The 25,660-nt window shown below is 74.4% G+C and carries 21 protein-coding genes; 13 read left to right on the top strand and 8 right to left on the bottom strand.

The genetic code is table 11. From position 1 onward, the window contains the following. Positions 1-184: 184 nt before the first annotated feature. The 3 genes from CCE01nite_RS03390 to CCE01nite_RS03380 are packed head-to-tail and all read right to left on the bottom strand — an operon-like array spanning position 185 to position 3,046. Positions 185-850 (bottom strand): response regulator, encoded by a 666-nt coding sequence (locus tag CCE01nite_RS03390; RefSeq protein WP_034627507.1) that lies wholly within the window; start codon positions 848-850, stop codon positions 185-187. Beyond that, a complete protein-coding gene (locus CCE01nite_RS03385; protein WP_052103832.1) occupies positions 847-2,121 on the bottom strand; it encodes a sensor histidine kinase in 1,275 nt (424 codons plus the stop codon). The genes CCE01nite_RS03390 and CCE01nite_RS03385 overlap by 4 nt, the downstream gene beginning before the upstream one ends. Then, a complete protein-coding gene (locus CCE01nite_RS03380; protein WP_052103830.1) occupies positions 2,105-3,046 on the bottom strand; it encodes a hypothetical protein in 942 nt (313 codons plus the stop codon). Before CCE01nite_RS03380 ends, CCE01nite_RS03385 begins: the two co-directional genes overlap by 17 nt. Positions 3,047-3,347: 301 nt before the next feature. On the opposite strand from CCE01nite_RS03380, the gene CCE01nite_RS03375 reads away from it, so the two are divergent. Together CCE01nite_RS03375 and CCE01nite_RS03370 are read left to right on the top strand one after the other, a co-directional pair. Beyond that, positions 3,348-4,340, top strand: coding sequence for an ATP-binding cassette domain-containing protein (locus CCE01nite_RS03375; RefSeq protein WP_141371974.1), 993 nt, complete (start codon positions 3,348-3,350; stop codon positions 4,338-4,340). Continuing rightward, complete coding sequence (locus CCE01nite_RS03370) at positions 4,340-5,185, top strand: ABC transporter permease (RefSeq protein WP_141371973.1); 846 nt, start codon at positions 4,340-4,342, stop codon at positions 5,183-5,185. The genes CCE01nite_RS03375 and CCE01nite_RS03370 overlap by 1 nt, the downstream gene beginning before the upstream one ends. Before the next feature lie 39 nt (positions 5,186-5,224). On the opposite strand, the gene CCE01nite_RS03365 is transcribed toward CCE01nite_RS03370, so the two are convergent. Both CCE01nite_RS03365 and CCE01nite_RS03360 read right to left on the bottom strand, forming a co-directional pair. Then, the gene (locus CCE01nite_RS03365; RefSeq protein ID WP_141371972.1) at positions 5,225-8,557 is read right to left on the bottom strand and encodes an ATP-binding protein; all 3,333 of its coding nucleotides are present in this window, start codon (positions 8,555-8,557) and stop codon (positions 5,225-5,227) included. Positions 8,558-8,706: 149 nt separating this feature from the next. Beyond that, the gene (locus CCE01nite_RS03360) at positions 8,707-10,332 is read right to left on the bottom strand and encodes a methyl-accepting chemotaxis protein (RefSeq protein ID WP_052104459.1); all 1,626 of its coding nucleotides are present in this window, start codon (positions 10,330-10,332) and stop codon (positions 8,707-8,709) included. A 459-nt stretch (positions 10,333-10,791) separates the two neighbouring features. On the opposite strand from CCE01nite_RS03360, the gene nrdH reads away from it, so the two are divergent. From nrdH to CCE01nite_RS03335, 5 genes are all read left to right on the top strand, one after another. Continuing rightward, a complete protein-coding gene (nrdH, locus tag CCE01nite_RS03355) occupies positions 10,792-11,037 on the top strand; it encodes a glutaredoxin-like protein NrdH (RefSeq protein WP_034634631.1) in 246 nt (81 codons plus the stop codon). A gap of 169 nt (positions 11,038-11,206) precedes the next feature. Beyond that, positions 11,207-11,623, top strand: coding sequence for a class Ib ribonucleoside-diphosphate reductase assembly flavoprotein NrdI (nrdI, locus tag CCE01nite_RS03350; RefSeq protein WP_034634633.1), 417 nt, complete (start codon positions 11,207-11,209; stop codon positions 11,621-11,623). Between the two features lie 8 nt (positions 11,624-11,631). Next, positions 11,632-13,737: a class 1b ribonucleoside-diphosphate reductase subunit alpha gene (gene nrdE / locus CCE01nite_RS03345; RefSeq protein ID WP_218026439.1), complete on the top strand. Its 2,106-nt coding sequence runs from the start codon at positions 11,632-11,634 to the stop codon at positions 13,735-13,737. 57 nt (positions 13,738-13,794) lie between these two features. Further along, on the top strand, positions 13,795-14,769 hold the full coding sequence (gene nrdF, locus CCE01nite_RS03340; RefSeq protein ID WP_034634638.1) for a class 1b ribonucleoside-diphosphate reductase subunit beta: 975 nt from the start codon (positions 13,795-13,797) through the stop codon (positions 14,767-14,769). Between the two features lie 165 nt (positions 14,770-14,934). Continuing rightward, positions 14,935-15,375 carry an HNH endonuclease gene (locus CCE01nite_RS03335; protein ID WP_084142956.1) on the top strand — a complete coding sequence of 147 codons (441 nt, stop codon included), beginning with the start codon at positions 14,935-14,937 and terminating at the stop codon, positions 15,373-15,375. A gap of 18 nt (positions 15,376-15,393) precedes the next feature. Here CCE01nite_RS03335 and CCE01nite_RS03330 read toward each other — a convergent pair whose 3' ends face one another. Both CCE01nite_RS03330 and CCE01nite_RS03325 read right to left on the bottom strand, forming a co-directional pair. Then, the gene (locus CCE01nite_RS03330) at positions 15,394-16,113 is read right to left on the bottom strand and encodes a phosphotransferase (protein ID WP_052104460.1); all 720 of its coding nucleotides are present in this window, start codon (positions 16,111-16,113) and stop codon (positions 15,394-15,396) included. 104 nt (positions 16,114-16,217) lie between these two features. Then, positions 16,218-16,793 (bottom strand): CAP domain-containing protein, encoded by a 576-nt coding sequence (locus CCE01nite_RS03325; RefSeq protein WP_052104461.1) that lies wholly within the window; start codon positions 16,791-16,793, stop codon positions 16,218-16,220. 218 nt (positions 16,794-17,011) lie between these two features. Between CCE01nite_RS03325 and CCE01nite_RS03320 the strand changes: the two genes are divergently transcribed. After that, positions 17,012-17,314, top strand: a complete 303-nt coding sequence (locus CCE01nite_RS03320; RefSeq protein ID WP_034634639.1) for a DUF1540 domain-containing protein — start codon at positions 17,012-17,014, stop codon at positions 17,312-17,314. 318 nt (positions 17,315-17,632) lie between these two features. On the opposite strand, the gene CCE01nite_RS03315 is transcribed toward CCE01nite_RS03320, so the two are convergent. After that, positions 17,633-18,325, bottom strand: a complete 693-nt coding sequence (locus CCE01nite_RS03315; RefSeq protein WP_084142957.1) for a hypothetical protein — start codon at positions 18,323-18,325, stop codon at positions 17,633-17,635. Between the two features lie 278 nt (positions 18,326-18,603). Between CCE01nite_RS03315 and CCE01nite_RS03310 the strand changes: the two genes are divergently transcribed. The 5 genes from CCE01nite_RS03310 (at position 18,604) to CCE01nite_RS03290 (ending at position 25,604) form a co-directional block, all read left to right on the top strand. Beyond that, on the top strand, positions 18,604-20,808 hold the full coding sequence (locus CCE01nite_RS03310) for a sigma-70 family RNA polymerase sigma factor (RefSeq protein ID WP_170223931.1): 2,205 nt from the start codon (positions 18,604-18,606) through the stop codon (positions 20,806-20,808). A gap of 96 nt (positions 20,809-20,904) precedes the next feature. Further along, the gene (locus CCE01nite_RS21620; RefSeq protein ID WP_034627747.1) at positions 20,905-22,572 is read left to right on the top strand and encodes a hypothetical protein; all 1,668 of its coding nucleotides are present in this window, start codon (positions 20,905-20,907) and stop codon (positions 22,570-22,572) included. 350 nt (positions 22,573-22,922) lie between these two features. Further along, on the top strand, positions 22,923-23,978 hold the full coding sequence (locus tag CCE01nite_RS03300) for a methionine ABC transporter ATP-binding protein (protein WP_246056301.1): 1,056 nt from the start codon (positions 22,923-22,925) through the stop codon (positions 23,976-23,978). Continuing rightward, a complete protein-coding gene (locus CCE01nite_RS03295) occupies positions 23,975-24,652 on the top strand; it encodes a methionine ABC transporter permease (protein ID WP_034627751.1) in 678 nt (225 codons plus the stop codon). The genes CCE01nite_RS03300 and CCE01nite_RS03295 overlap by 4 nt, the downstream gene beginning before the upstream one ends. Positions 24,653-24,758: 106 nt before the next feature. Next, complete coding sequence (locus CCE01nite_RS03290) at positions 24,759-25,604, top strand: MetQ/NlpA family ABC transporter substrate-binding protein (RefSeq protein WP_034627754.1); 846 nt, start codon at positions 24,759-24,761, stop codon at positions 25,602-25,604. Positions 25,605-25,660: the final 56 nt, after the last annotated feature.

Here is a 25,660-nt window from a genome sequence, read left to right as displayed (position 1 = left end):
GGTCCGTCCGTGCGGTCACGAGCTCGACCGCCGCCCGAACCCTAGGTCGCGTCCTGCGCGGGAGGGCGGGGGTGTCCATAACCGATTTGTCCGGCTGCAGCGGCAGGTCGAGCACCGCCCGGGCGCGCAACAGCCGGCACCGCGCCGAGCTGCGCGACGGAGCGGCCGCGCCGTGCGTCCGGGCTCAGGCGGGGCGGGAGTCGCCGGGCGTCACGAGCCCGGACTCGTAGGCGAGCACGACCGCCTGCGCGCGGTCGCGCAGCCCGAGCTTGCGGTGCAGGTGCTTCACGTGGGTGCGGACCGTCTCCTCGGAGACGTAGAGCCGGCCCGCGATCTCCCCGTTCGACGCCCCGGACGCCATCGCGAGGAGCACTTCGCGCTCGCGGTCGGTCAGCGTGGCCAGCGCCGGGTGACCGGCCCCGGGCGCCGGGGTGCGCGCGAACGCCTGGATCAGCCGACGCGTGACCGAGGGCGACAGCAGGGCGTCCCCGGACGCCACGACGCGCACCGCGTCGATCAGGCCCTCGGGTGGCGTGCGCTTGAGCAGGAACCCCGAGGCCCCCGCGCGGATGGCGTCGACCACGTACGCGTCGCGCTCGAACGTGGTGAGGATGACCACGCGGGTCGACGGCGCCGACGTGGCGAGCCTGCCCGTCACCTCGATGCCGTCCATCCGCGGCATGCGGATGTCGACGAGTGCGACGTCGGGCCGCTCCCGCTCGATCGCGCGCAGGCCCGCGGGGCCGTCGGGGGACTCCGCGACGACCACGATGTCGTCGACGCTCTCCAGGATCAGGCGGACGCCGCTGCGCACGAGGTGGTCGTCGTCGACCAGCGCGACCCGGATCACCGGTCGGTCCGCAGCGTGCAGCGCACGGCCCAGCCCCCGTGCTGGTCGGGCCCGATCTCGGCGGTCCCCCCGAGGGCGGCGACCCGTTCGCGGATGCCGCGGACGCCGCGCCCGGCGCCGGTCCGGTCCGCGCTCGACCCGCGCCCGGGCCCGCCCGTCGCCGAGCCCGCCCGCGCACCGTCGTCCTGCACGCGGACGCGCACCTCGTCGTCGCCGTACGCGACCTCGACCTCGGTCCGCGCCCCACCGGCGTGCTTCGCGACGTTCGTGAGCGCCTCCTGGACGACGCGGTGAACGGTGACGGCGACCGGCGCCGGGATCTCGCGCGGCCGGCCGCTCACCGTGAGGTGCACCGCCAGACCGGCGGCGACGAACCGCTCGACGAGCTCTCCGAGGTCCTCCACCCCGCGCCCCGGTCGGCGGGTCGGTGCGGTGTCGAGGAGCTCGAGCGCGCCGTCGAGCTCGGCGAGCGCCTCCCGGCCGACGCTCTCCACGACCGCGAGGGCGTCGGCGCTGGCCACGGGGTCACGGTCGAGCAGCCGCCGGCTGGCCCCGGCCTGGAGCACCATGACGTTGAGGGCGTGGCCGACGATGTCGTGGACGTCCGCGGCCAGTCGCTCCCGCTCCTGCGCCACGGCGCGGGCCCGGTCGGCCTCCCGGCGCCGCTCCGCCTCGGCGAGCCGCTCGAGGGCCTCGGCGGCGGTGCGTCGGCGCTGGACCTCGGCCCGCCCCGCGACCCAGGCGAGCGCCCACGCGCCCACGAGGGCGCCGGGCAGCCACGGGATGTCGGACGACGGCACGAGGGTCCAGTAGAGGATGACGCCGGCGAGGCCGGCGACGAGCGCGACGGCCGAGCGCCGACGGCTGCCGTACGCGGCGGCGGAGTACAGGCCGATTGCGTTTGGGTAGGGGTACAGGCCGGCGTCGTAGCAGCGTGCGGCAAGGACCAGCAGCGCGGCACAGCTCACGAGGTACGACGCGAGCGGGAACCGGCGCCGGAAGGCGAGGGAACCCCCGATCGTGCCCGCGAGGACGATCGCCCCCGGCGCCCCGCCGGTCTCCGCGACCGCCTCACCGACGAGGATCGTGCCGAGCACGACGGCGAGGGCACCGTCCCACAGGAGCACCCGCGTGCCCGGGGCCGGGCGGGCCGCGAGCGTCCGGGCGACGGCTCCCCGGAGCGTCGCCGTCCGCGCGACCGTGCTGCCGGGCCGGGGTAGGCGGGGCCGGACCTCGTCGATCTCGGTCTCGGCCTCAGAGCCGGTGCGCATGCGTCCCCTCGCTGTCGTCCGCGGTCAGCCGGAGCGGTTCAGGACGGGCACCAGCATCCCGCACCGCCAGCACGAACGGAACGACGACAGCGGTGGTGGCCAGGACGAGCCCGACGGCCGTCGCCGCCGGGAGGTCCGTCAGGGCGCGTCCGGCGTACGCCTGAGCGACGACCAGCGCCGTCAGCGCCGTGTACCCGGCCGCGGCCACCAGCATCGCGCGCGTGCGGCCCCGGGTGGTGAGCCCGGAACGCCCGAGCAGGAGGGCCAGCAGCGCCAGCACCTGGAGCCCGTGCAGGGACACCGCGTGCGCGAGCTTCGCCGAGCCCGCCGCTCCGACCACGACGACGTCGGGCACCGTGCCGTGCATCTCGGTGAGCTCCAGCCCGCGCGCGATCATGTCCCCGCCGATCGCGCCCCCGACCATCGTGACGGTGAGCCCGAGGGCGACGGCCACGACGACCGGGGCGGGCCCGCGCAGGCGCAGGGCCGCCCACACCCCGAGCACGACCACGCCCAGGAGGGCCGTCCCGATCGCGGCCGCCATCGACGTGAACACGAGGGCGTCCAGCGGGGTCGCGTCGTTGAAGTGCGACGGCACGCCGCGCCACCGCTGCACGGTGATGAGCCCGACCTCCAGCAGCGAGCCGCCCGCGACCAGCACGGTCACCGACCAGCCCCAGGCCGGCGAGCGCGGCAGGGCGCCCTGGATCCAGCCGCACGAGAGCAGCAGGAGGCCGAAGGAGAAGCCGAACGTCATGGGCTTGCGCCACGACACCGCCCCCTCCCAGGCACCGCCGTCGACCACCCACACCCCCATGTGCACGACGGCGGAGGCGAGGAGCACCAGACCGGCGAGGTAGAGCGCGCGCTGGTAGCCGGAGCCGGGTGCGGCGTCTGCCAGGGCGGCGCGCAGCTGCGCCGTCACGGCGCGCGCGACCTCCGAGGGACGACGCGGGAGGCGCGACGGGAGCGGACCCGCGCCGGTCGGGGTCGCGCCCGGGCCGCGGGGGGCCGGAGGGGTGGTGCGGGGAGGGGGCTCGGGTGTCATGCGGCCATCGTCGGAGCCCGTGGCCGCGCCGGTCGTCCTCCGCCGCGGGGAGCCCGCCTCCCCCTGCTGGGTGAGCCCCGCGCCGGCGTGGCGTGCAGCGGACGGCCTGTCGGCGTCGTGTCAGCGCGACGTCGCGCCTGTCGGTGCGCCGTCAGCGGCCCCCCGCACCGTGGGGGGCATGACAGCAGACGACCTGGTGATCGAGGCGCACGGCCTCGTCAAGCACTTCGGCCGGACGAAGGCCCTGCAGGGCATCGACCTGGCCGTCGCACGCGGCACCGTCCTCGGCGTGCTCGGGCCCAACGGCGCGGGCAAGACGACGGCGGTCCGCATCCTCGCGACGCTCCTGCGCGCCGACGCCGGCACCGCCCGGGTCGGCGGGCACGACGTCGACCGCGACGCCGACCGCGTGCGCCGCGCGATCGGGCTGACCGGGCAGTACGCGTCGGTCGACGAGGACCTCTCGGGCCGGCAGAACCTCGAGCTGATCGGCGCGCTGCTCGACCTGCGTGCCCCGGCGGCCCGGGCGCGGGCGACCGAGCTGCTCGCCTGGTTCGACCTGACCGACGCGGCGGGACGCCCCGCGAAGACGTACTCGGGCGGGATGCGGCGCCGGCTGGACCTCGCGGCGAGCCTCGTCGGGCGCCCCGAGATCATCTTCCTCGACGAGCCGACGACGGGCCTCGACCCCGCGAAGCGCGAGGACATGTGGGACGTCGTCCGGTCGCTCGTCGCCGACGGCGCGACGGTGCTGCTCACGACGCAGTACCTCGAGGAGGCCGACGCGCTCGCGGACGAGATCACCGTGATCGACCACGGCCGCGTCATCGCGCACGACACCCCGGACGGCCTCAAGCGGCGCGTCGGCGGGCAGACCCTCACGGTGCGCCCGTCGGACGCCGCCCGGCTCGACGAGACGGCCTCGATCCTCGGCGCCGTCTCGACCGCGGGCCGTGCCGAGGAGGTCCGCAAGGGCGTGCTCGCCGTGCCGGTCGCGGACGACGCGGCGCTGACGGCGACGGTCGCCCGGCTCGCGGCCGCGGGCGTCGGCGTCACGGAGCTCTCGCTGCACCTGCCGAGCCTCGACGAGGTCTTCTTCGCGCTCACCGGCGCACCCGACAGCGAGCGGGCCGGCGACGGCTCCCTCCCGAGCCCGAAGGAGGCCGCGTGATGACCACGGCACCCGGCACGACCACCCCCGCCGCGCCGTCCCCGCTCGCGGGCCGCGCTCCCGCGGGCGTCGCGGCGCAGCCCCGCCCGTTCGCGTACGTGCGCCACTCCGCGAGCCTCGCGCGGCGCAGCCTCATCAAGACGTGGCGCACGCCCGAGGCGCTCCTCGACGTCACGCTCCAGCCCGCGCTGTTCCTCGTGATCTTCGTCTACATCTTCGGCGGCGCCGTCGCCGGGTCGACGGGGGAGTACCTGCAGTTCCTGCTGCCCGGGATCCTCGCCCAGACGATCGCGACGGGGGCGATCGCGATCGGCGTCAACCTCAACACCGACCTCGAGAAGGGCATCTTCGACCGGTTCCGGTCGCTGCCCATCCCGCGGTCGGCGCCGCTCGTCGGCGCGGTGCTCGGGGACGTCGTGCGGTACGCGATCGTCACGGTGTCGACGCTCGCGATCGGGTACGCGATGGGGTTCCGGATCATGACCGACCCGGCGAGCATGATCGCGGGGTGCGCGCTCGCGGTGCTGTTCGCGCTGTGCCTGAGCTGGGTCTCGGTGTGGGTCGGGATGATGGTCCGGACCTCCGGGGCCGTGCAGGGGATCATGTTCCTGGTCATCATGCCGCTGAGCTTCGCGTCGAACGTGTTCGTGCCGGCCGAGTCGATGCCGGGCTGGCTCCAGACGTTCGTGGACGTCAACCCGCTGACGCACCTCGTCGGCGCGGTGCGCGGGCTCTTCCTCGGGGGGCCGACGGGTGCGCACGTGCTCTGGACGCTCGTGTGGTGCGTCGGGCTCGTCGCGGTGCTCATGCCGCTCGCGCTGCGGGCGTACCGGCGCAAGGTCTGAGCCGCGCGCAAGGTCTGAGCCGCGCGCCAGGTCCGAGCCTCAGCGCAGGAGCGCCACGATGCGGCTCACAGCCGCGCTGCTGGTCAGGTCGTGCACCTCGGCCAGCAGCGCGGTGCGCTCGTCGCCGTCCCCGACGTGCGCGTGCAGCAGCGACGCGAACGCGGGCCCGAAGATCAGGGCGATGCTCGCGCCGAGCCGGGTGCCGAGCGCCCACAGGGTCCGCGCGCGCTCGTGCTCCCCGCGGCTCGCCGCGAGCTCGGCAAAGCCCAGCGCGAGCGACCCGAGCACCGGCGCGTCCTTGGTGCTGACGGCCTCCGGGACCGCGGAGCGCAGGAGCGCCTCGCTGTCGTGACCCGCCCGCAGCCGGATGACCGCCGCGCACACGACGTACACGACCCGGGCCTGCGGGACGGCCGCCGGGTCGTCGCGCGCGACGGCGAGCGCCTCGTCGGCATGCCGGACGGCGTCGTCCCACCGGTCCTCGAGCGCGGCGAGCGCGGCGAGCCCGACCGAGGCGTGCGCCCGTGACGCGCCCCCGGACGCGGGCGCCGCGACGACGTCCTCGAGCGCCGCGCGCGACCCGGTCTCGCCGCGCAGCGCCCGGTGCACGTGCCGGACGACGGCGATCGCCCGCGCGTCCGCGACAGCCCCGATCGCGCGGAGGTGGTCCTCGGCTCGCTCGAGCCACACGTCGGCGCCGGCGCCTCCGCGCCCGCCCTCCCACTGCCCGATGCCCTGGGCTGCCATGCCCATGCCCCACAGGTCGCCCACGGACGCGAACCGGTCGTAGGCCGCGTGCGCGTCGCGCAGCGAGAGGTCCACGTCACCGAGGTTCTCGCGGAGCGCGCTGCGCAGGAACAGGCCCATGCCGGCCAGCGAGGGGTCGTCCTCGCGGGCGAGGGCCTCCGCGGCGGCGACGCCGTCGGCGGACTCCACCGACGTCAGCGCGTCCATCGCCCGCACGAGCGCCGCCGTCCGGTGGCGCACCCGCCCGCGTCCGACGGCCGCGGGCGACGCGAGCGCGCGTCGCGCCACCCGGCGGGCCACCGCTCCGCGCCGCTGGGTGCCGGCGATGCCGGAGTTCACGAGCGCGTGCAGCGCGACCGTCGCGACGTCCTCCGCCTCGGGGGGCGGTGCGTCCGTGCGCGGGCCGTGCAGCGCCCACGACGTGGCGCGCAGCTCCGGGTCGTGCGAGCCGAGCAGGACCGCGGCCCACGTGTCGACCTCGGCGTGCAGGCCGCGCACGGTCCACAGCGCGAGCAGCGCCGCGCCGACGGCCATCGCCTCGCGCTCGCGGCGCCGCTCGACGGCCCAGCGCAGCGCGGCCAGGAGCGACTCCTGCTCGGCGCCCGCGCGCCGGATCCCGGCCGTGTGCTCCCGGGCGGCGAGCATCTCCGCGACGGCGTGCGCCTCGTCGACGGCCCACCGGACGAGGCGGTCGCGCGCGTCCGCCGGGTCACCGAGCTCCGCGAGCCGCTGCTCGCCGTACTCGCGCACGGTCTCGAGCATCCGGTAGCGCGCGGCACCCGGGCGGGCGGGGGCCTCGCCGCCGTGCCCTCCGGCGTCGCGGGCCGACGCGTCACGGCCCGGCTCCTCCAGCACGAGCAGCGACTGCTCGACCAGCGCGCCGAGCGCCCGCCGGGCCCGCGTCTCGCCGAGCAGCGGCCCCGACGCCCCGGCAACCGTCGTCGCTACCTCCGGCCTGGCTGCACCCGACCTCGCTGCACCCGGTCCCGCCGGAGCGCGCGCCGCGTCCGGCCCGACGAGGTGCACCGCGGTCGCGGCGGTGAACGGCGCCGGCACCACCGCGACGTGCATCAGCAGGACGCGCTCGTCGTCGGTCAGGAGGCTCCAGCTCCAGTCGACCATCGCGCGGAGCCCCGCGTGGCGCTCGGGCATCCCGCGCAGGGCGTGGTCGAGCAGCGCGAACCGGTCGTCGAGCCCCGCGAGCACGTCGGTCAGCGGCATGGACCGCACGCGCGCCGCCGCGAGCTCGAGCGCGAGCGGCAGGTTGTCGAGCCGGAGGCACAGCGCCGCCGCGACGTCCGGGTCCCACGCGAGGTCGGGCCGCACCGCGCGTGCGCGCGTCCCGAGGAGCTGGAGGGCGTCGGCGTCGGGCAGCGCGAGCACCGGCTGCACGGTCTCGCCCGGCACGGCGAGCGGTGCCCGGCTCGTCGCGAGCACGCGCAGGTCCCGGTCGGCGAGCGCGATCAGCCGCGCCGCGACGTCGGCGACGGCGTCGAGGAGGTGCTCGCAGTTGTCGAGCACGAGCAGCCCGCCGACCTCGGCGACCCGCTGCAGGCGCTCGTCGGCGCCGAGCACCCGGCGGCCCTGGGGTCGGTCGGGGTCCGCGACGGACTCCGCGGCGCCGACCGCCGAGAGCAGCGCGGGGAGCACCTCGGACGGCTCGCGCAGACCCGCGAGCTCGACCGCGTGGACCGCGACCCCGCGCTCGGCGGCGCGGCGTGCGACCTCGAGCGCGAGGCGGGTCTTGCCCGCGCCGCCGAGCCCGACGAGGGTCACGAGGGGCTGATCGGCGAGCGCGCTCTCGGCTGCGGCGACGTCGACCTCCCGCCCGACGAGCCCCGTGACAGCCCGGCGCCACCCGACGGCGAGGGCCTCGCCCGCCGCGGTCGCCGGGCCGGTCGGCGGGCCGGTCGGTGCGCCCGGTGCCAGCTCGCCGCGCAGCAGCGCGACGTGCACCTGCGCGACGACCCCCGACGGGTCGGTGCCGAACCGCTCGGCGAGCCCGGCGCGCACGCCCTCGAGGACGTCGAGCGCCTCCGCGTCGCGGCCCTGTGCGGCGAGCGCCCGGACCAGCAGCGCGACGAGCGGCTCGTCGGGCGGGGTGCGCAGCGCGAGGGCGCGCAGCACGTCGAGCGGGCCCGGGTCGGTGCCGCCCGCGAGCGCGGCCTCGACGCGCAGCGCGACCGCGCCCGCGAGCAGCCGCAGGTGCGCCGGGTCGTCGTGCACGGCGGTGGTGCCGGGCGGGACGTCGGCGCCGACGAGGGCGAGGGCCTCGGCGGCGCACCGGTCGGCGTCGTCGGCGTGGCCCGTGCGGAGCGCGTCGCGGCCCCGGCGCAGCGTGGCGGCGGCACGGACCGCGTCGATGTCCGCGGGGTCGTGCGCGAGCGCGTACCCGGCCGGGCCCGACGTGACCCGCAGCCCGGTGCGCCGCGCGCGCGAGACGAGGGCCTGCAGCGCACCGGCCGCGTCGTCGGGCGCCGCGCCGTCCCAGACCGCCTCGGCGAGGGCGGCGACGCTCACGCTGCGTCCGCGCGCGTCGACGAGCGCACGCACGAGGGCGACGAGCCGCGCCCCGCGGACGGGCCGGCCGTCGACGGCGAGCGTCCCGAGCGTCGTGATCTGCACGGGGACAGCATCGCGCAGCCGGCGCGCGTGCGGAGGGCGCCGGCCCGCGGACCGTCGAGCCGGCGCTCACTGACGCGACGCTGCGCCGCCGGCCCCGGTGAGACGACGCCGCGCGTGCACCCGGGTCGAGGTGCACGCGCGGCGGCGGGTCAGACCCGGAAGCGTCCGACGAGCTCGTCGAGGTGCTGGGAGCTGCGCGCGAGCTCGTCGGCCGACGAGCGGATCTGGTCGATGTTGCCGACGGTGTGCTGCGCGTTCTCGGCGATCGAGCGGACGTTGTCGGCGATGGTCGTGGCGCCGACCGCGGCCTCGGCGACGTTCGCCGACATCGCGCTCGTCGTGGCGCTCTGCTCCTCGACCGCTCCCGCGATGCTGCTCTGGTGGTCGTTGACCTGACCGATGACCTGGGTGGTCGACGAGATCGCGGACACCGCGACGTCGACGTCGCCCTGGATCTGCGAGATCCGCGCGGTGATCTCCTCGGTCGCCCGCGCGGTCTGCTGCGCGAGCTCCTTGACCTCGCCGGCGACGACCGCGAAGCCCTTGCCGGCCTCCCCGGCGCGCGCGGCCTCGATGGTCGCGTTCAGCGCGAGCAGGTTGGTCTGCTGCGCGATCGTGTTGATCAGCGCGACGACGCCGCCGATCGCCGCCGAGGACTCCCCGAGCCGGCTGATGGTCGTGTTCGCCTCGTCGGTGCGGGTCACCGCCGTGCGGCCCGCGTTGCTCGCCTCGGACGCGCTGCGGGCGATCTCGTGGATCGAGGCGCCCATCTGCTCGCTCGCGGCAGCGACCGTCTGGACGTTCGAGGAGACCTGCTCCGCGGCCGCGGCGGCGGCCGTGGCCTGCAGCGCGGCGTCGGAGGACTGGCGGGTCATCTCCGCGGTGATCACGGAGAGCTCCTGCGCGGCGGCCGAGGACGTCGAGGCGGTCTCGCCGATCTGCTGCACGAGCGTGGCGACGTTGCCGACGAACCGGTTGAACACCGTCGCGAGCGCGCCGATCTCGTCGGCCGCCGACTCGTCGACGCGCTGCGTGAGGTCCCCGTCGCCGTCGGCGATCTCGCGCAGGCGGCTCGTGAGCGCGTTGACGGGGCGCGTGATGCTGCGCGTGAGGAAGGTCGCGAGGACGAGCACGACGAGCACGGCGACGGCCGTGCCCCCGAGGACGACCGACTTGGTGGTCGTGGCGGTCGCGCTCGCGGCGGCGTCGCGCTCGGCGAGCAGCTGCGCCTCGTCCGAGCGGATCTCGTCGAGCACGCCCCGGATCTGGTCCATGACGGCCTTGCCGGCGTCGGAGAGCACGATCGCCTGGGCGGCCTCGAAGCCCTCGTCGTCGCGCACGTCGATCGTCTGCTGCATCTCCTCGAACTTCGCGGCGACGAGCGGCTCCAGGTCGTCGAGGCGGCCCTGCTGCTCGGCGTTGTCGCTCGTGAGCGCCCGGACGGCGTCGATGTGCTCGGTCACGTCGGCCTGCGCCGCGGTGTACGGGGCGAGGTAGCCGTCGACGCCGGTGATGAGGTAGCCGCGCTGGCCGGTCTCGGCGTCCTTGAGCGAGGACAGGATCGCGTCGGTCCCGTTCAGGACCTGGTGCGTGTGCGCGACCCAGCCGCTGTTCTCGACGAGCTTCTGGGTGTTCGTGAACGACACGACACCGATGACCGCGAGCAGGACGAGCGCGACGGCGTAGCCGGCGACGAGCCGGCGGCCGATGGTCCAGCTCCAGCGTGGGCCCGCGGCGGCGGGGGGCACGGTCGGGTCGGGGGCGGTGGTGCTCACGGGGAAGGCTCCTCGGTGGGACGACAGGGGTTCGTCGGGCCCCATCGGGTGTCCGTCCCCCGGCGTGACGGGTGCCTGCGGATGAAGCCGGGCGCCGGGTGACGCCCGTTCGGGTGACACCTCCGGTGCGTCGTCCGCGCGTCACCGGCGCGACACGCCGAGGCCCTCGCGTGTTCACGCGGTGTGTCGCCCGGCGGCACGCGGGACGAATCGGACGTCCCCCTGTGGAGGCGCCTGTGGAGAGCACTGTGGGGGTGCTGTGGAGGGGCGCGAACCCGCAGGTCGGGGCCGTGTCAGACCCTGCGCGTAGCCTGGAGTTGTCCACAGCGGGTGAGAAACGACACGGATGTAAGCACAAGTGGTTGTGGTCACTGCCAAGACCGACCACTAGGTGTAGTGTCGAGACACCGCAGTGAGGGCTGCGGCACCGAGTCTCACAGCAAGTCCACGGGAGCCAGAATGTCGATCACCGTCTACACGAAGCCGTCCTGCGTGCAGTGCAACGCGACGTACCGCGCGCTCGACAAGCTGGGCTTCGAGTACGAGGTCGTCGACATCAGCCAGGACGCCGACGCACGCGACTACGTCATGTCGCTCGGGCACCTGCAGGCGCCCGTGGTCGTCGCCGGCGGCCAGCACTGGTCGGGTTACCGCCCGGACCAGATCAAGGCCCTCGCGGAGCGCATGGCCGACGCGGTCGCCTGAGCGCCGGCGGCCCACGAGGCCGCTGCACCACCGCTCAGCAGGCACCACGCGGCGCCGCACCACCCGCGGTGCCCGCGCCCCAGCCGTCGAGGCGGGCGCGAGCACCGCAGCAGCAACGCGCCAGGACCAGCCCCGGGTCCACCGAGGTCCGCAGACGAGGGAGCACAGCATGAGCTCGCTGGTCTACTTCTCCAGCGCCTCGGAGAACACGCACCGCTTCGTCGAGAAGCTCGGTCTCCCCGCGCAGCGCATCCCGCTGACGCCCAAGGAGCCGTTCCTCCACGTCGACGAGCCGTACGTCCTCGTCGTCCCCACGTACGGGGGCGGCAACGAGGGCGGCGCGGTGCCGCGGCAGGTCGTCCGGTTCCTCAACGACGAGAGCAACCGCGCGCTCCTGCGTGGGGTCATCGCCGCGGGGAACACCAACTTCGGCGAGGCGTACTGCATCGCGGGCGACATCATCGCCGCCAAGTGCGGCGTCCCGTACCTGTACGGCTTCGAGCTCCTGGGAACGAACGAGGACGTCACCCGCGTCCGTGAAGGATTGAGGACATTTTGGCAGCGACAGTCACGGATACCGGCGTAGCGACGGAGATGGATTACCACTCCCTCAACGCGATGCTCAACCTGTACGGTCCCGACGGCAAGATCCAGTTCGACAAGGACCGCGAGGCAGCGCGCCAGTACTTCCTCCAGCACGTCAACCAGAACACGGTCTTCTTCCACGACCTCAAGGAGAAGCTCGACTACCTCGTCGAGAACAAGTACTACGAGCCCGAGGTGCTCGCGAAGTACGACGCGGCGTTCGTGAAGACGCTGTTCGAGTACGCGTACTCGAAGAAGTTCCGCTTCCAGACGTTCCTCGGTGCGTTCAAGTACTACACGTCGTACACGCTCAAGACGTTCGACGGGAAGCGGTACCTCGAGCGCTTCGAGGACCGTGTCTGCATGGTCGCCCTCACGCTCGCCGACGGCAACGAGGACTTCGCGCTGTCGATGGTCGACGAGATCATCTCGGGCCGGTTCCAGCCCGCGACGCCGACGTTCCTCAACTCGGGCAAGGCGCAGCGCGGCGAGGCCGTCTCGTGCTTCCTGCTGCGCATCGAGGACAACATGGAGTCCATCGCGCGCGGCATCAACTCCGCGCTGCAGCTCTCCAAGCGCGGCGGCGGCGTGGCCCTGCTGCTCAGCAACATCCGCGAGCACGGCGCCCCGATCAAGCACATCGAGAACCAGTCCTCGGGCGTCATCCCCGTGATGAAGCTCCTCGAGGACTCCTTCTCCTACGCCAACCAGCTCGGCGCGCGCCAGGGCGCCGGCGCCGTGTACCTGCACGCGCACCACCCGGACATCTACCGGTTCCTCGACACCAAGCGCGAGAACGCCGACGAGAAGATCCGCATCAAGACGCTCTCGCTCGGCGTCGTGATCCCGGACATCACGTTCGAGCTCGCCAAGAAGAACGAGGACATGTACCTGTTCTCGCCGTACGACGTCGAGCGCGTCTACGGTGTGCCCTTCGCGGACATCTCCGTCACCGAGAAGTACTACGAGATGGTCGACGACGCGCGGATCCGCAAGACGAAGATCAACGCGCGCGAGTTCTTCCAGACGCTCGCCGAGCTGCAGTTCGAGTCCGGCTACCCGTACGTGATGTTCGAGGACACGGTCAACCGCGCGAACCCCATCAAGGGCAAGATCACGCACTCGAACCTGTGCTCGGAGATCCTGCAGGTCTCGACGCCGTCGACCTACAACGACGACCTGTCGTACGAGCACGTGGGCCGCGACATCTCGTGCAACCTCGGCTCGATGAACATCGCCCTGGCGATGGACTCCCCGGACTTCGGCCAGACGGTCGAGACGGCGATCCGCGCGCTCACGGCGGTCTCCGACCAGACGAGCATCGACTCGGTCCCGTCGATCCGCCGCGCCAACGCCGGCGGCCACGCGATCGGCCTCGGGCAGATGAACCTGCACGGGTACCTGGCGCGCGAGCGCGTGCACTACGGGTCCGAGGAGGGCCTGGACTTCACGAACATCTACTTCTACACGGTCGCGTACCACGCGATCCGGGCGTCCAACCGCCTCGCGATCGAGCGCAACCAGAAGTTCGACGGGTTCGAGGACTCCAAGTACGCGACCGGCGAGTACTTCGAGAAGTACACCGAGCGGGCCTGGGAGCCGAAGACCGCGCGGGTGCGTGAGCTCTTCGAGACGGCCGGCGTGCACGTCCCGACGCAGGACGACTGGCGCGAGCTGGCGGCCTCGGTGCGCGAGCACGGGATCTACAACCAGAACCTGCAGGCCGTCCCGCCGACGGGCTCGATCTCGTACATCAACCACTCCACGTCGTCGATCCACCCGGTCGCGTCGAAGATCGAGATCCGCAAGGAGGGCAAGATCGGGCGCGTCTACTACCCGGCGCCCTTCCTGACGAACGACAACCTCGAGTACTACGACGACGCGTACGAGATCGGCTACGAGAAGATCATCGACACGTACGCCGAGGCGACGCAGCACGTCGACCAGGGCCTGTCGCTCACGCTGTTCTTCAAGGACACCGCGACGACGCGTGACATCAACCGCGCGCAGATCTACGCGTGGCGCAAGGGCATCAAGACGCTCTACTACATCCGCCTGCGCCAGATGGCCCTCGAGGGGACCGAGGTCGAGGGCTGCGTCAGCTGCATGCTCTGAGCCGACGCCCGCCCGCGCCCCTGCGCCCCCGCGAACCCCTGAGAGAAGTGCAGTCACATGAGTGAGAAGCTGAAGCTGGTCAGCCGCGTCTCGGCGATCAACTGGAACCGCCTCGACGACGACAAGGACGCCGAGGTGTGGGACCGCCTCGTCGGGAACTTCTGGCTCCCCGAGAAGGTCCCGGTCTCCAACGACATCCAGTCGTGGGCGACCCTGAACCCGCAGGAGCAGGAGCTCACGATGCGGGTCTTCACCGGCCTGACGCTCCTGGACACCATCCAGGGCACGGTCGGCGCGGTGAGCCTGATCCCCGACGCGATCACGCCGCACGAGGAGGCCGTCTACACGAACATCGCGTTCATGGAGTCGGTGCACGCGAAGTCGTACTCGTCGATCTTCTCGACGCTGTGCTCGACGCGGGAGATCGACGACGCGTTCCGCTGGTCGGAGGAGAACTCCAACCTCCAGCGCAAGGCCGAGATCGTCATGGACTACTACCGCGGCGACTCCCCGCTCAAGCGCAAGGTCGCGAGCACGCTGCTCGAGTCGTTCCTGTTCTACTCGGGCTTCTACCTGCCCATGTACTGGTCGAGCCGGGCCAAGCTCACGAACACGGCCGACCTCATCCGCCTGATCATCCGTGACGAGGCCGTGCACGGGTACTACATCGGCTACAAGTACCAGAAGGGCCTCGAGAAGCTCTCGGAGGCCGAGCGCGCGGAGCTCAAGGACTACACGTTCGAGCTGCTCTTCGAGCTGTACGACAACGAGGTGGAGTACACGCAGGACCTCTACGACGGCGTCGGCCTGACCGAGGACGTCAAGAAGTTCCTGCGCTACAACGCCAACAAGGCGCTGATGAACCTCGGCTACGAGGCGCTGTTCCCGCGCGACGAGACGGACGTCAACCCGGCGATCCTCTCGGCGCTGTCGCCGAACGCGGACGAGAACCACGACTTCTTCTCGGGGTCCGGCTCGTCGTACGTCATCGGCAAGGCCGTCAACACCGAGGACGAGGACTGGGACTTCTGACGTCCTGACCCCTGCACCACCGCGCGGCCGTCGTCTCCCCGGAGGCGGCGGCCGCGCGTCGTCGTCCTGGGTCCGTGCCCCCGTGGCCGGCGGTGCCGCCGCGTGCCACCCGGTGCGTCCGCGCGCCACCGCCGGGGGAGCGGCGGTGCTCCGTATGCTCGCCCGATGGCAAGCACGAGCCGCCGGGCGCGAGCCGCGAACCGGCGGAAGCGGCGGATGGGTGCGGTCGAGCACGACCTCGACGCGGTCCAGTGGGCCGCGCTCCTGGCGGCGTGGGGCGGCTGCGCCTACTGCGGCGCTGCGCCCGGCGCGGACGCCCTGCAGCGCGACTGCGTGCTCCCGATCTCCCGCGGAGGCCGCTACACCTGGGACAACGTGGTCCCCGCGTGCCGGTCGTGCAACGCGAGCAAGTGCAACACCGAGGTCACGGCGTGGATGCGGCGCAGGCGTCTCGACGAGCGCCAGTTCCTGCTGCGGCACGCCGAGCTCCGCGCGGCGGCTCGCGTCGGGTCAGCGCCGGGCGCCGTGCCGCTCGCCGCAACCCCGGACGTCGCGCCGCTCGCCGCAACCCCGGACGCCGTGCCGCTCGCCCCGACCCCCGGCTAGCGGCCCGGGCGACGCGGGTCAGGAGTGCGCGCCGTGCGCGTACCGCGTCACGAGCGCCGCGGCGGCCGGCACGAGCTCGCGCTCGCCCGGCACCAGGTGGCTGTCCCGCGTCCGCAGGCGCACGGCCTCGTCCAGCGCGGGCAGCGGGTCGGTGTCGACCGCCGCGAGGAACGCGACGAGGAGCACCTGCGCGGCGTGCGAGTAGTCGCCGCCCTCGTCGGCGGCGACCTCGGCGAGCAGCAGCGCGGTCGTCGCGACGTCGAGCGCCGCGCTGCCGAGCCGCGCGGCCGACCAGTCGACGACCGCGGGGCCGTGCGACTCGGTGAGGACCACGTTGGCGGGGTGCAGGTCGAGGTGCACGACGACGTCGTCCGCGTTCCCGACGGTCAGCAGGTCGTCCTGCGGCACCGGCAGGCGGTGCAGGCGGTTGAGCAGCTCGGCGAGCATGGTGGCGCCCTCGCGCAGCGGGACCTCCTCGGCGGCGAGCGCCTGGAGCAGCGTCGGGCCGTGCAGGCGCTCCATCTCGAGGTCGGCGCCCTCGGCGCGGAACACCTGCGGTGCGGGGAACCCGTGCGCCCACACGTGCCGGACGATCGCGGCCTCGCGGAGCACGCTCTGGCCGTCCCGGTTGCGGCGCAGGACGCGGTCCTCGTCGAGCGCGTACACGTCCGCGTCGCGACCCGAGGTCAGGAGCGGCCCGGGGGCGTCGTCGTGCGGTGCGAGCTGCGCGGGATTCATAGACCGACGTTAGACCGGTTCGCGGCCGTTGTCGCCTGTCCTTGACGATCGCATGAGGTGCCTGCGGTGCGCACTTGCCCGGAGCGCACCGCAGGCTGCCCTCGTCAGCGGTACGTCGCGAAGTCCTGCGTGGACCAGAGGTAGCCGCGGGAGTCCGTCGCGGCTCCGATCCCGATGGACGTGAAGCGGGTGCTGAGGATGTTCGCGCGGTGGCCGGCGGAGTTCATCCACCCGGTGAAGATGCGCTCGGCGTTGTTCGCGTAGCCGCCCGCGAACCCGACGTTCTCGCCCCAGGCCGTCCAGCCGGGCTCGATGAGCGAGGAGATGCGCGGGTTGTGCGACAGGACCTTGACGCGTGCCATCTCCTGCGACCAGGCCTCGGCGACCTCGCCGAGGCGCGCGCGGTACTGCAGCGGGGCGAGCCCGTTCTGCGCGCGCACCTGGTTGACGCGCGTGAACAGGTACGCCTCGGGGCTCCCCGGGGCCGGCAGCGTGACCGCCGTGGTGGACGCCGCAGGCACGGTCGCCGCCGCGGCCGGGGCGACGAGCGGCGACGGGACGGCGAGCCCGGTCGCGAGCAGCGCGAGGACGGCGGCGGCGAACGCGGCACGCGCGACGCGGCCGGTCGGGCGGGACGGGATGAGGGCGCGGGTCGTGCCCATGCGGACGTCGGTGTTCACGGGAGAACCTCTCGGGTCGGGATGCCTTCACCCGACCCGATCGGCCGCAGCGCATCACCTGAAAGTGGTCGGACGGCACCAGTTTCACCCGGGCGTCCACCCGCACGGCCCAGCGCCGGCACGCGCGCCGGCCCGCCCGCCCCTGGGCGCGACGCGGCCCGCGGGTCTACCGTCGAGAGGGACCGCAGGATCCGTACGACACCCTCTCGGAGGTCAGGATGAGCGCCCTCACGGACATGCCCGCCGTCAGCGAGTGTTCGGTCGACCAGTGCTCCTACAACGACCACCACCACGGCTGCCACGCCGAGGCGGTCACGATCGGTGGCAGCGGGGCCGACGCCGCGTGTGCGACCTTCATCCCGCTCGACATCCGCGGGGGCCTCGACAAGGTCGTCTCGCACGTCGGCGCGTGCCAGCGCCACGACTGCGCGCACAACGACCACCTCGAGTGCAGCGCGCCCGCAGTCCGGGTCGGCGCCGGGCGCGACCTCGCCGACTGCCTGACGTACACGCACCGCTGACCGCCCGCACACGTCGCCCGACCCCGTCGTCGCCTCGCGGACGGCGGGGTCGACGTCTGCCCGTCGCCGTCCGTGCGTCGGTCCGCGGACGGGCACCACGCCACCGGGCCGTGCGTCGGGCCGGGCAGCTGGTCGCGCGTGCGTGCGTCGCGCCGGAGTGCTCACGCCGCGTGCGTGCGTCCCGCCGGTGCGCACCGGAGGGTTCTCGGGCCGGGACGTCGGCTGAGCCCCCCGTGCCCAACCGACGCCACGGCCGGAGAAGAGGTCACGCCGGGACGGCGAGGGGGGTCAGACGTCCCGGCGGAGCTGGTTCCCGCGTCAGCGGGAGATCTCGGCGAGGAGCTGCACCGCGCGCTCGTGCGTGCGCGGGAGCTGCTCGGTCCAGATGCGCGGCGGCTGCCGCAGGAGGTCGGTGACCTCGAGCTGCTCGGCCTGGTGCGTGATCTCGAGGCGCGCGACCGCGATGCCCGGGCCGAGCTCGGGGTCCCGCTCGACGAGGACGGCGAACAGCCCGCCCCCGAGCGTCGCCATCGGGTGCCCGGGGCCGTACGCGTTGCGCAGCGCGGCACCGACGGCGGCCGAGCGCGCCATGCGCGTCCACGGCGACACCTCGGCGGCGGCCACGTCGACGAGCACGAGGCAGTGCGTGAGCTGGGCGAACGTGTCCTCCCGCTCGGCCGTGCCGTACGTCTCGCCGAGCCGCGTCACGAGGTAGTCGCGCGTCGGCAGGCCGGACTCGGGGTCGAGGCACGAGCCCATGAGCAGCGCGCCGCCCTGTGCCGAGGACCAGCCCTCGCACAGCGCGCGCACCACCGCGAGCGGCGGCTCGACGGCCCCGGTCGAGCGGTACAGGCATGCGAGGTCCTCGATCGCCTCGGAGATGCCGACGCCCGCGCCGCCGCGCACCTCGCCGAGGCGCTCCGCCGCTGCCGACGGGTCCCGCCCGGCGAGCACGGCCTCCACGACCGCGTCGACGGCGGGGTGGTACCAGTCGGCGGGTCGAAGCCACACCGACTCGGCGCTCTGGCTGCGCCAGCGCTCGCGGAGAGCCGGCGGAACTGCCTGGCTGCTGTCCGGTCCTGTGGTCGTCACACCGGATGAGAGGGGCCAGGTCGGCCACTATGACGCGGTTCCGGGCGAAGTTTTCGAGACGGATCCTGGATATCGCGCGGATGTGCGACTCTTGTCGTTCCGGGCGGACGACGACAGCAGTGCTGGCGCCCTCCCCGGAGCGACGCGCGGCCCTGGGGAGCTGTCGTGCGGCGGACGACGAGCGAGGAGCGGTGCGGATGAGCAGCGCCGGGGTCGAGGACACCGTCCTCAGCGACGCCGAGCTGATCACTGCTGCCCGGACCGGCGACGCGGACGCGTTCGGCCACCTCTACGAGCGGCACGCCGGAGCGGCCTGGGCCGTCGCGCGCCAGTACACGAACTCCGCCGCGGACGCCGAGGACGTCGTCGCCGACGCGTTCACGAAGGTCTACTCGATCATCCAGACCGGTGGCGGGCCGGACGTCGCGTTCCGCGCGTACCTGTTCACCGTGGTCCGCCGCCTCGGCATGCTGCGCGTGCAGGGCGGACGCCGCGTCGAGCCGACCGACGACGTCACGACGTTCGAGTCCGCCGTCGGCCCGGCCGCCTCGACCGAGGACCCCGCGCTCGAGGGCTTCGAGCGCGGCGTCGTCTCCCGCGCCTACCGCACGCTCCCCGAGCGCTGGCAGGCCGTGCTCTGGTACACCGAGGTCGAGGCGATGAACCCGGCCCAGATCGCCCCGCTGCTCGGGCTGACCGCGAACGGCGTCGCCGCGCTCGCCTACCGGGCGCGCGAGGGCCTGCGCCAGGCGTACCTCCAGGAGCACCTGCAGGAGCCGCTCACCGAGGGCTGCCGCGGCGTCTCCGGCAAGCTCGGCTCGTACGTCCGCGGGGGGCTCGCCAAGCGCGAGACCGCGCAGGTCGACGCCCACGTCGAGACGTGCGGGGACTGCCGCGCGCTGCTGCTCGAGCTCGGCGACGTCAACCACGGCATGCGCGTCGTCATCGCGCCGCTCGTGCTGGGCGTGCTCGGGCTCGGCGCGCTGTCGCACGGCCTGCCGGTCGGCGGCGGCATCGCGTCGGGCTTCGCGGCGCTCGGCGAGGCTGGGACTGCGGGGACCGCCGGGGCCGGTGCGGGTGCCGGCGCGTCCGCCGGGGCCGGCGCGGGAACCGGTGCGGGCGCGGGAGCCGGTGCGGGCGCAGGAGCAGGCGTCGGTGCGGGCACCGGCGCGGCGAGCGTCGCGGTCGGTGCCGGTGCGGTCGGGGCGACGACCAGCGTCGCGGCGGGCTCGGCAGCCGCCGCCGGGGCCACCGGGCTTGCGGCGCTCGTCGGCGCCCTGCCCGTCGGGGTGCTCGGGGCGGTCGCGGCGACGGTCGCAGTCGGTGCCGCGGTGGCCGTCGGCGGGGTCCTGGGCGTGTTCTCGGGCGACGCCGCACCCACGAACGAGGCCGACGGGCCGGTCGCCTCCGCGTCGCCGACCCCCGGCTCGACCCTGCGCCCGACCGCGACGCCGACGCCGTCCGTCCTGCCGAGCATCGCGCCGACCGACCTGCCGACGCTCGACCCCGAGCCCGGCACCGAGCTCGACGCGGACGCCGCCACGCCCTCGGACGAGGACGACACCACCGTCCCGAGCCGTACCGGCCCGCGCACGGTCCCGACGACGGCCCCGGGCACCGGTGCGGACGACGAGCCGGACCCCGACGTGACCCCGGACCCCGAGCCTGTGCCGGACCCCGAGCCCGAGCCGGACCCCGACGAGACCACGCCGCCGCCGGTCCCCGCGACCATCGGCGTCGCGACCACGCAGGCCGCCGTGACGCTGACCGCGGGGGCGTCGAACCGGCTGAGCGTCGAGCTCGTCAACAGCGGCGGCCTCCCCGCGACGGACCTCGTCGCGACGGTGACGCTGCCGAGCGGCGTGAGCATCGACGAGGTCCGCACCGAGCTCGCGCCCGTCGCGCTCGCGGGCGGCGCCGCCGGGCGGTTCGCCGTGGCCGCCGAGTCGACGACGTGGACCTGCGGCCCGGCCCGGAGCGCCGTCGGCGGCAGCTCGGTCGCCGAGTGCACGCTCGCCACGCTGCCGCCGAACGCGAGCGCGCGCCTCGTCCTGCAGGTCGTCGCGGACGAGTCCGTCGACGCCCGCGACGACGCCGAGGTCACGATCGCGATCCGCGGCACCGGCCTCACCGCCGGGCCCCCGATCTCGCTCCGCACCCCGATCACCGCCTCGGCCGCGCGCCTGGCCCACGGGGGGACCGCCACGTCCGTCCCGCTCGTCGTTCCCTCGGGCGACGCCGAGCACGCGCGCCCCTTCACGCTCGACCTGCTCAACGCGGGCGAGAGCACGAGCGCCGCCGCCGGGGTCGTCCTCCAGCTGCCGCCGGGCGTGCACACCGACCCGTCGAGCGCCCGCCTGCCGTGGTCCTGCATCGCCGCCTCGGCGGCCGGAGGCGACTAGGTCACGTGCGGCCTCGCGACCGGGCACCAGCTGCCCAGCCGCGGCCACGGGATCGACCTCACGCTCGACCTGTGGGCCGACGCCTCCGCGGCGCGCGTGCCCGGGGCGGCGCTCGTCTACTCGCTGCAGCCGGACGCCCCGGGCCGCAGCCAGAACCAGCGCCTCGGGCTCGGGGTCGACGGGTACCTGCAGGTCACGTCCTCCGCGCGGGGCGTCGAGCTGGTCGGGCCCGACGGCGCGGTCGACATCCCGGTGACGGTCACGAACGTCGGCGGCCGCACGGTCGACGTCCCCACCCTCCGGCTCACCGCACCCCACGGCGCGCGCTGGGCGCAGCCGGACCCCGTGACCGCGCCCGGCTGGACGTGCGGCCCGCCGCAGCCGTCCTACGAGCCCGGACCGGGCGGGGACACCGTCGTGTGCACCGGCGCGCGGCTCCTTGCGGGCTCGGACCTCCAGGTCAGCGCGCGGCTCGTGAAGAACGGGATGTCCGAGCACGGGGACCTCGGGACCGCGGAGCTCGCCATCGAGACGCCGGGCGTCGACGGACCGTTCCCCGCGGCGAAGGTCGGGGTCACGGCGCTCCCGTACGGCACCGACCCGACGCCGACCCCGTCGGTCACGCCGACGCCGATGCCGTCGGTCACGCCGACGCCGACCCCCTCGGTCACCCCGACCCCGACCCCGACCCCGACGCCGTCCGTCGAGCCGACGCCGACGCCGTCGGTCACGCCGACCCCGACGCCGTCCGTCGAGCCGACGCCGACCCCGTCGGTCACCCCGACGCCCACGCCGAGCGTGACCCCGACCCCGACGCCGACCGACAGCCCCACTCCGCCGCCGACGCCGCGCTACAGCACGCCCGCCGGGGGGTACGCCGTAACCGAGATCGGCGCGCCGCTCCTCACGTGCACGACCCGCGGCTCCGGCGACACGTGCGCGGCGGTGCTCGCGGGCACGTCGGACAGCGACGACGTCTCGCTGACCCCGCTCAACGCCGCGGGCGGGGACTCGGTCTCGTCCTCCGCGACGCTCGACCTCCCGGCCGGCCGGCAGGTCGCCTGGGCCGGGCTGTACTGGGCCTCGAACAGCGTCCACCCGCGCGCGAACCCGCTCCCGACGGTGGACCGCATCGAGGTCCGCCCGCCCGGTGCAGCCGCGTACGCGCCCGTGACCGGCAGGGTCACGGTGCTCGCCCAGCACGGCTCGGGCCGGCCGAGCGAGTTCCAGGCGTTCGCCGACGTCACGGCGCTCGTGTCGCAGCACCGCGGGGGCGTGTGGTCCGTCGCGGACATCGCCGAGCTCCGCGAGGGCTCGCTCGTCGACGCGTACGCCGGCTGGGCCCTCGTCGTCGTCTACGCGGACGCGTCGGGCGGCCAGGTCGCGGTGCACGACACGCCGCTGCGCGTGGCCGACGTCACCGGCCCGAGCCTGACGGTCGCGACCCAGCCCGGCGGCAGCACCCGGGTCGGCGTCGTGGCGTGGGAGGGCGACCGCGGGCTGCGCGGCGACCAGCTGCTCCTCGACGGCTTCCCGCTGACGCCCAAGCGCGCCGGCGCGGCCGTGGGGAGCCCGGACAACGCCTTCGACAGCACGGCGACGGGCTACGCCTTCCCGAACTCGCTGCTGGTCGACGCGAAGGGCTTCTCGCGGGTCACGACCGCCGGCTCGACGGCCACGCTGACGCCCACCTCGGCCGCGCCGGACGACGACGACTACGTGGTGGGCGTCGTGACGGTCGAGACGCGGCCGGCCGCGCGCTGAACCACGGCGTCCCGGTCGGCCCGCTCGCAGCACCCCACGTCGGCCCCGCGGCCGTGACCCCGGCGCACCGCCCGGTTTCTGCGCGCCTCACCCGCTGTGGTCCAATAGGTCCTATGACCGGGACGAGCACCGACCGCCCGACGCGTGCGCGCGTCGCGTGTCGACCGTGCTGTCCCGGCGCGTGTCGCAGCCTCTGAGCTGACACCGTCCCCGCGCGCCGCTCGTCGGCGCCCCCGGAGCCCCGCTCCGACCGTCCGCACGGACCCCGCACGCACCTGCACGGACCTTCCCTGGCACAGCCGCCGCCGCGCGTCGGCCCGCCGCCGTCCGGCACGACCTCCGAGGACCTCGTGAGCACCGAACCCCACATCCGCCTGACGGCGCTGCGCAAGGTCTACCCCGGCACGGGCGCCACGCCCGAGGTCGTCGCGCTCGACGGGATCGACCTCGCCGTCGAGCGCGGCCGCATCCACGGCATCGTCGGGCGCTCGGGCGCCGGCAAGTCGACGCTGATCCGCTGCCTCACGGTGCTCGAGCGCCCGACGTCGGGCGCGGTCGTCATCGACGGCGAGGAGCTCTCGGCGCTGCCCGAGGGCCGGCTGCGCGAGGCGCGTCGCCGGATCGGGATGGTCTTCCAGCACGTCAACCTGCTCGACTCGCGGACCGTCGCGCAGAACGTCGCCTACCCGCTCGAGGTCGCCGGGGTGCCGCGTGCGCAGCGGGCCGCGCGGGTGCAGGAGCTGCTCGACCTCGTCGGGCTCGGGAACCGTGCGGGCGCCTACCCGGCCCAGCTCTCGGGCGGTCAGCGCCAGCGCGTCGGCATCGCCCGGGCGCTCGCGACCGAGCCCGCGGTGCTGCTGTGCGACGAGCCGACGTCGGCGCTCGACTCCGCGACGACCCGGCAGATCCTCGGCCTGATCCGTGACCTGCGGGACCGCCTGGGCATCACGGTGCTGATCATCACGCACGAGATGGCCGTGGTCCGCGAGATCTGCGACTCGGTCACGCTGCTCGACCACGGCCGGGTCGCCGAGCAGGGCGCCGTCGCCGACGTCGTCGCCGCGTACGGGTCCCGGCTCGCGCGCGAGCTCATCCCGGTGCCGGACCTGCCGCTCGGCGAGGAGCGCCAGCTCGTCGAGGTCGCCTACTCGACGGACGACGTCGCGACCGCCGACGTGCTCGCGGCCGTCGCGGCGCTCGGCACCGGCGTCGAGGTCGCTGCCGGCACGATCGAGACGCTCGCCGGCCGGCGCGTCGGGCGCCTCCAGCTCGACGTCCCGGCGGCCGACGTCGCCGCGGCGCTCGACCGGCTGCACGCCGTCGGGCTGCACGCCGTCGTGAGCTCGGACGGGGGCGCGGGGACCGGCTCCGCCGTGCGCGCGACCGGCGCGGGGGTGGCCCGATGAGCTTCCTCGACGAGCTGGTGACGAGCCCGGTGATCCAGGAGAAGCTCCCGGAGGCCACGCTCGAGACGCTGTCCATGGTCGGCCTGTCGTCGCTGCTCACCGCGGTGCTCGGCCTGCCGCTCGGGCTGCTGCTCGCGGCGACCGCGCGCGGCGGCCTCACGTCGAACGCCCTGGTCAACCGGGTCGTCGGCCTCGTCGCGAACGTCGTCCGGTCCGTGCCGTTCCTCATCCTCATGATCGCGGTCATCCCGTTCACGCGGCTGCTCGTCGGGACGTCGCTCGGCTGGGAGGCGGCCGTCGTCCCGCTGACCATCGGCGCGGTGCCGTTCTTCGCGCGGCTCGTCGAGACGTCGGTGCGCGAGGTCAGCCCCGGCAAGGTCGAGGCCGCGCGGGTCATCGGCGCGACGCGCTTCGGCATCGTCGCGCAGGTGCTCGTCCGGGAGGCGCTCCCGGCCCTCGTCGCGAGCCTGACCGTCACGGTCATCGCGCTCGTCGGGTACTCCGCGATGGCCGGCGTCATCGGCGGCGGCGGGCTCGGCGCGCTCGCGATCTCCTACGGCTACCAGCGCTTCGACCCGCCCGTGATGGTCGCCTGCGTGGTCGTGATCGTGCTGATCGTCGTCGTCGTGCAGGCCGTGGGCGACGCCGTGGCCCGCCGGCTCGACCACCGCTGACGGCGGACGCCCGGACGCGCGGCACCCACCCGGCCGCCGCCCCCGAACCGCACCGCCCACCCCCGACCCACCCCGCCCCACGAGGGCCCACGTCCGAGGAGGACACATGAGGAAGACCCTGAGCACCCTCGCGCTCACCACCGCCGCAGCCCTGGTCCTCGCGTCGTGCGGCTCGGGCTCCGAGGAGACGCCGGCGGCCGACGACGTCGCCGAGACGAGCGGCGTGACGACCCTGAAGGTCGGCGCGAGCCCCGTGCCGCACGCCGAGATCCTCGAGTTCGTCGACGAGGAGCTCGCGGAGAACGCGGGCCTCGACCTCGAGATCGTGACGTTCGACGACTACGTGCTGCCCAACACGTCGCTGGCCGAGGGCGACCTCGACGCCAACTACTTCCAGCACCTGCCGTACTTCGAGTCGCAGGTCGAGGAGCAGGGCTACGAGTTCGACCACTTCGAGGGCGTCCACATCGAGCCGCTCGGCATCTACTCGGACAAGCACGAGTCGCTCGACGACATCCCCGACGGCGGCACCGTCGGCATCACGAACGACCCCGGCAACCAGGCGCGTGCGCTCGACCTGCTCGCGGCGAACGACCTCATCACCCTCGAGGACACCGGCGACGCGCTGCCGACGCTGCTCGACATCGCGGAGAACCCGAAGGACCTCGAGCTGATCGAGACGGCGCCCGAGCAGCTCGTCCGCGCGCTGCCCGACGTCGACCTCGCGGTCATCAACGGCAACTTCGCGCTCGAGGCGGACCTCAACCCCGCCGAGGACTCGCTCGTGCTCGAGGCCGGCGAGGACAACCCGTACGCGAACTTCCTCGCGTTCCGGTCGGAGGACAAGGACTCCGAGGCGCTCGCGACGCTCGACGAGCTGCTGCACTCGGCGGACGTGAAGGCGTTCATCGAGGAGCGGTGGCCGGCCGGCGAGGTGCTGCCGGCGTTCTGACCGGCGAGCGCACGACCCACGTGACGAGGCCCCCGGCGCACCTGCGCCGGGGGCCT

It is taken from the genome of Cellulomonas cellasea (assembly GCF_006538745.1).
Taxonomy (GTDB): Bacteria; Actinomycetota; Actinomycetes; order Actinomycetales; family Cellulomonadaceae; genus Cellulomonas_A; species Cellulomonas_A cellasea.
This window is presented reverse-complemented; position numbering and strand designations above follow the sequence as displayed.